Here is a 5412-nt window from a genome sequence, read left to right as displayed (position 1 = left end):
TGTCTTGTGGTGACTAACACTTATCGAAGTGTCTAGTCGGTTGTTTCTTTTATCTAGTGACAATGCGGTATGCGTCACATGAGGTTAGACCCTAGAGGTCTATTAAGGTTTGGGGAAACTGGGCATAGAGTTTTTAATACTGGGAGTCGCGCCGCCTGGGTTATGGGGCACAAGTGCAGGCCTCTTGGGCATGGGCAATGCTGTAGTGTTTAACGGGTAGTGGATAGTGTACTTAGTGTCGCGCCTTGGTAATAGTGGGTCAAAATCTGGTCGTAAGTGTAGCCCTGCAGTGCCATACCATAAGCCCCCCATTGGCTCATGCCCAAGCCATGACCGTGACCCCGACCCGTCATCGTAAAGGCCACCGGCACACTTTGTCCTGTTTGACTGGCCACATTGCCGTACTCTGGCGTAATTGTTAGGAGAGTACTACGTAGTCCCAAAATCCGCCGTAGTTCACTGCCTGAAATCGTACGGCTACCTGTAGTGCCGATAACTTGTACTGACATGATCCGCCCTTGGGGTGTCAATTGCAAAGGGCGAAAGTTAATGATTGTACCAATACCGGGGAGGCGTTGTTGGAGTTGTACTGCGGTAAAACGAACTGTCCACTGAAAGTTGGGGGAGACTTGGTCAAAATCAGGAGCAGCACGCAGGTAAGGCACCACTTTTTGCCAAATAAACTCCGAATTTTCGGTATGTCCCCCTGAGGAGGCATGAAAAACTGCTTCAATAATACGACCGTTGTATGTCAGCACTTGACCGCGGGTGGCTGCAACGGCAGCCAAGGTACTGGCGGTTTCTGAGCTCACTCCTAAATACACCTGATGGGTCACCGTGGCACCGACGTCGAAAAGGCTGCCCGGACGACGGCGCTCGCGATCGCGCCGAAAAAGAGCAAAGGAACGAGAGGCCACTGCTTGGGCTTTGAGGGCTTCCAGTGGCCAAGAGGGATACATTTCTTTGCCCACCACACTCGGCAGATACTCCTCTAAATCCACTAGGTTGATGGCGATAATACCCTCACTGGTACTCACCAGTTGCAACCGCCCGCGATACCAGCGATCGCCCACCCGCACAAGGCCATTGTCTCGCGGCTCCAGAAAAATTTGCCGTCCCCGCACACCCCCTGCTTGTATCCCCAACCCCGTGAGGACAGCCGTAATACTCTGCTGTGGTGCTACTGTTAGGACTCGACCCGCTTCATCCCGTAATTGTGCCGGCGTTGAGCTACTAATTGTTACTTGACGTACCCGATCCAGAACCGCGACCCGCAATTCCACTGCTGCAGCCGTAAGTTGTAGGAGCAGGCTCATCAAGCAGCCCAGACCCACCGACTGCGAGAGAAAACGCCAACGCACAATCAGGTAAAGCATATTTCACTCCTCAAATGGAGGGCAGTTCTTAGCGGTGTTCCCGCAGACCACTCCAACCAATGGTAATGAAGCCCACCGCCAATAGAAAACTACGAATGCTTACCCTTAGACGATTCACAAAGGCTTCCTGTTGCGCCCGGTTGACAGCTTCCTGTTGTTGGCTGCGGATACGCTCCCGTGCCTGACCCGCTTGTTTATCGAGGGCTTGAGGGTCTTTTTTTAATTGCTCCAGAATTGCCCGTTGCTCTGGGGGCAGTTGATTGCTCTTGAGGAGCTGCTCCAGTTGACCGCTACTGGCCAGTTGTTTGATTTGCTGTTGTTCCTGCTCAACCCGGATTTCCGCCTGTGCTGCCTCTTGATTAATTTGGTTCACTGCCTGTTCCGTAATTTGACCTGTAATTGATAGGTAAAGAGGAATCCCCAGCAGGCAGAGCAATCCCAACAAACTGGAGAGGACAAAGACCCAAAATCGCCAATCCTTCAGGGCAGGTTCCCCCGGCTGCGGCTGGGTGGCACTCCCGGAGACTGCTTGAATCCAAAAGCCCGTGTAGATAAAGACAAATCCAATCAAAGGAGTGGCACCGCGCTCAATGAATTGGTTGACGACCGTGAGTTGCCACTGGCTGTTATTGAACTGGGGAGCAATAAAAAGGATGCCCCACTCTGTTAGAAAGGTCAGCAGTAGGATAATTCCCACCAGTTTCAGGAACTGAGCCGCCAAGGGGACAGGTCGCTGGGTTGATTTTGAAGCGGTCATGGACTGTGAATGACTCGTCAACTACTGCATCAACCTTACTGGATTTTAGTGCTGTTGATTCATGTTATGGGAACAGACTCACCTGTAGAGCCGCTACCTTTGGTCACCGCAACCTTGGTATACTCCAATTGTGTATGGCGCTGCTGCTGGGTTGAAGGGCACACTTCCCTCCAGTATTGTTGCTTCGCCATCCCTTTGCTCATTGAGGCACAACAAATCCATGGTCATTGTGGCAGTCTTAGCGGCAGGACGAGGCACACGGATGAAATCCTCCCTGCCAAAAGTTCTCCATCCCCTCGGTGGGCGATCGCTAGTGGGTTGGGTTTTGCACCAAGTTCGGTCTTTGCAGCCGCAACGACAGTTTGTGATTATTGGCTATGGGGGAGACGCTGTTCGTGCGGCTTTAGCGGATCAGCCCCAATTGGAATTTGTCGAACAGAGAGAACAACTGGGAACTGGCCATGCGGTGCAGCAACTTTTGCCCTACCTCAAAGACTATGAAGGTCATCTTTTGGTACTCAATGGCGATGTGCCCCTATTGCGAGGTCAAACACTGGCGCATTTGTTAGAAGTGCACCAGAAACACAACAATGCGGCCACCATTTTAACGGCACAAATTCCCAATCCCCAAGGCTATGGTCGCGTAATTTGTGATAGTCAGAATATCCTGAAGCAGATTATCGAAGATCGCGATTGCACCACCGCCCAAAAACAAAACCGCCGCATCAATGCTGGGGTGTATTGTTTTCACTGGCCGCAATTGGCTCAGGTTTTGCCCCATCTCCAGGCCAATAATGATCAGCAGGAATACTACCTCACCGATGCCGTCAATGCCCTCAGTCCGGTAATGGCGGTGGATGTGGAAGACTATGAGGAAATTTTGGGCGTCAACGATCGCGTTCAGTTAGCAGCCGCTTATCAGGTCCTGCAAAATCGAATCAAAAAAGCTTGGATGCAGGCAGGCGTCACGCTCATTGATCCTGCAAGTACTACGATTGAGGACACTGTGGAATTAGCAGCCGATGTGGTGATTGAACCCCAAACCCATCTGCGCGGCCAAACCCGCATTGGTAGTGGTAGTCTTATTGGCCCCGGCACTTTGATCGAAAATAGTGTGATTGGCGAACGGGTGACGGTGCGCTATGCCGTAATTAGTGACAGTGAGATTGGCAATGATACCCAAGTGGGACCTTTTGTCCATATTCGCCAGCAAAGTGTGGTCGCCGATCACTGTCGCATTGGCAACTTTGTTGAGCTGAAAAAAGCCCAGTTAGGAAGTGACACCAAGGCTTCTCATCTTGCTTACTTGGGCGATGCCACTTTGGGCGATCGCGTGAATATCGGGGCAGGAACAATTACTGCCAACTATGATGGCGTGCACAAACACCCGACCCATATCGGTAGCGGTACCAAGACGGGTGCTAACAGCGTTTTAGTTGCTCCGGTAACCCTTGGGGAAAATGTCACGGTGGCGGCGGGTTCAACAGTTACTGAAGATGTCCCGGATAATGCCCTTGTCATTGCCCGCTGCCGTCAGGTGGTTAAACCCAACTGGCAACCCAAAGCCTAGCCCTTACCACAGCAGGGTTCAATGCCGAGCCGCTGCAGCAGCAAATCACTCACCGCGTTGGCCACCGCAAACTCGCTGTAGAAGCTTTGGGAAAAATCAAATTCTTGCAGCTCAGTGACCAGTGCCAAGAGAATACCCCCTAGATCATGCTCCCCTTCCAACCGCTGACGCCGATACACTTGGGCAGCTCGCTGGGCGATCGCCAGATTCACGGCCTCCGGCAAATACTCGGTGTTGAGCCAATGGAGGAGGGCTTGCTCCAACCATTCCGCATCCGCAGTGCAGTCACCACAGGGGGGAAGCTGAATCGGCGGAATTGGGGTACTCATGGCGAAGTCCTAAAGAAGTCCTAAATTCATCTAATAACGTTTATCTTATAACTTGACTCGAAGGATGGGCGATACTGGATTCGAACCAGTGACCCCTTCCGTGTGAAGGAAGTGCGCTACCACTGTGCTAATCGCCCTAGTTCAGACAATTTTTAATCATATCTTGGATTGCAGGCTTTTGTAAATCGCTCAAACAAGGCTGCGGCAAATTTCATCAAAGGCGGCGGCAGGATCCGCTGCTTGTAAAATGGGGCGGCCAATCACCAAGTAGGACGCACCGGCAGCAAAGGCGGCATTCGGTGTGAGCGATCGCGCTTGATCTCCTGCTGCGGTACCCAGGGGACGAATCCCTGGGCAAATTCTCAAAAATTCCTCTCCCCAGCGTTGTTTTACCCGTGCGGCCTCTTGAGGAGAGCAGACAATTCCTGACAGTCCCGCTTCATGGGCGAGATCGGCCATGCATTCAACATAGGTAGGGAGATCAAGGGGAATTTGCAGTTCCTGCTGTAGGGTACTTGTGTCAATGCTGGTGAGCAATGTAACACCGATGAGTTGAGTGGTACTGTCTTCTAAAGCCGCCTGAGCGGTTTTCAGACCCGCTAACCCCGTGGCGGTGTGGATGGTTAGAAAGTCCACCCCATAGGGGGCGATCGCCCGTGCGGCAGCTGCCACCGTATTGGGAATATCGTGGAGCTTCAAATCAAGAAAGATGCGCTTCCCCTGATCCTTGAGCACATCAAGAATAATCGGCCCACTGGCACAAAAAAGTTCTAGCCCCACTTTCCAAAATTGCACCTGGGGCAGCCTATGAATGGTAGCGATCGCCACTTCCAAATTAGGCACATCCAAGGCCACAATAATTTTGCTAGCCACAGCCTCTTGGGAATCAAACAAGTTTTTTGGATCTCCTCAGACAATTCACGTTGGACGGCGCACACAGCGCAACAACCACAGTGCCACAATAATACCCGTCAACTGAGCCGCAATCGTATTTACCTTCGCCTGAATCACAAAAATTTCTAGGGGCTCAATCAAGACATTCGTGGCATAGACCGCCGCCCCCTGAGGAATGGACAGCACCTTGAGCAACAACATCCCCACATTCCACTCTGCGGCTGCCACAGTGAAAATCATTCCAGCAATATTCACCCAGAGACCAATATTCAAACTGCGGATGACGTGCTCTTTGGTCGGGCGTTTTTGCGGTTGATCCAAGCGCCGTCCTAGTTGTGGATAGCGATAGCAGCAGTAAATACTCACGCCCAAAAACACTAAGCCAATAATTGCCAGCACTAGACCCAATGTGGGACTATTCATGCCGTTAGGCGGACGATTGATATTAAATTGGCGACTAAAAACAACAATAATAATAATCAATAG

At 51.6% G+C, this 5412-nt stretch carries 6 protein-coding genes and 1 tRNA gene; 1 reads left to right on the top strand and 6 read right to left on the bottom strand.

Annotated elements, in window-relative coordinates; translation table 11 throughout:
* Positions 1-209 precede the first annotated feature (209 nt).
* Positions 210-1376, bottom strand: coding sequence for a SpoIID/LytB domain-containing protein (locus P3X23_RS11320; protein ID WP_300876825.1), 1167 nt, complete (start codon positions 1374-1376; stop codon positions 210-212).
* A gap of 28 nt (positions 1377-1404) precedes the next feature.
* Positions 1405-2133 carry an HpsJ family protein gene (locus P3X23_RS11315; protein ID WP_300876823.1) on the bottom strand — a complete coding sequence of 243 codons (729 nt, stop codon included), beginning with the start codon at positions 2131-2133 and terminating at the stop codon, positions 1405-1407.
* Between the two features lie 220 nt (positions 2134-2353).
* On the opposite strand from P3X23_RS11315, the gene glmU reads away from it, so the two are divergent.
* A complete protein-coding gene (gene glmU, locus P3X23_RS11310) occupies positions 2354-3703 on the top strand; it encodes a bifunctional UDP-N-acetylglucosamine diphosphorylase/glucosamine-1-phosphate N-acetyltransferase GlmU (protein ID WP_300876821.1) in 1350 nt (449 codons plus the stop codon).
* Here the strand turns inward: glmU and P3X23_RS11305 are convergent.
* The 4 genes from P3X23_RS11305 to P3X23_RS11290 all read right to left on the bottom strand — a co-directional run.
* Complete coding sequence (locus tag P3X23_RS11305; RefSeq protein ID WP_300876818.1) at positions 3700-4032, bottom strand: hypothetical protein; 333 nt, start codon at positions 4030-4032, stop codon at positions 3700-3702. The two genes, glmU and P3X23_RS11305, sit on opposite strands and share 4 nt — an antisense overlap.
* Before the next feature lie 65 nt (positions 4033-4097).
* Positions 4098-4169: transfer RNA gene (locus P3X23_RS11300), tRNA-Val, on the bottom strand.
* A 52-nt stretch (positions 4170-4221) separates the two neighbouring features.
* Positions 4222-4926, bottom strand: coding sequence for an orotidine-5'-phosphate decarboxylase (gene pyrF, locus P3X23_RS11295; RefSeq protein ID WP_300876815.1), 705 nt, complete (start codon positions 4924-4926; stop codon positions 4222-4224).
* A gap of 24 nt (positions 4927-4950) precedes the next feature.
* A partial coding sequence (locus P3X23_RS11290; protein ID WP_300876813.1) for a DUF3611 family protein occupies positions 4951-5412 on the bottom strand: 462 nt, incomplete at its 5' end.

The organism is Thermosynechococcus sp. Uc (assembly GCF_029335995.1).
Taxonomy (GTDB): Bacteria; Cyanobacteriota; Cyanobacteriia; order Thermosynechococcales; family Thermosynechococcaceae; genus Thermosynechococcus.
The sequence above is the reverse complement of the archived record's forward strand: the minus strand, read 5'-3'. Positions and strand labels throughout refer to the sequence as shown.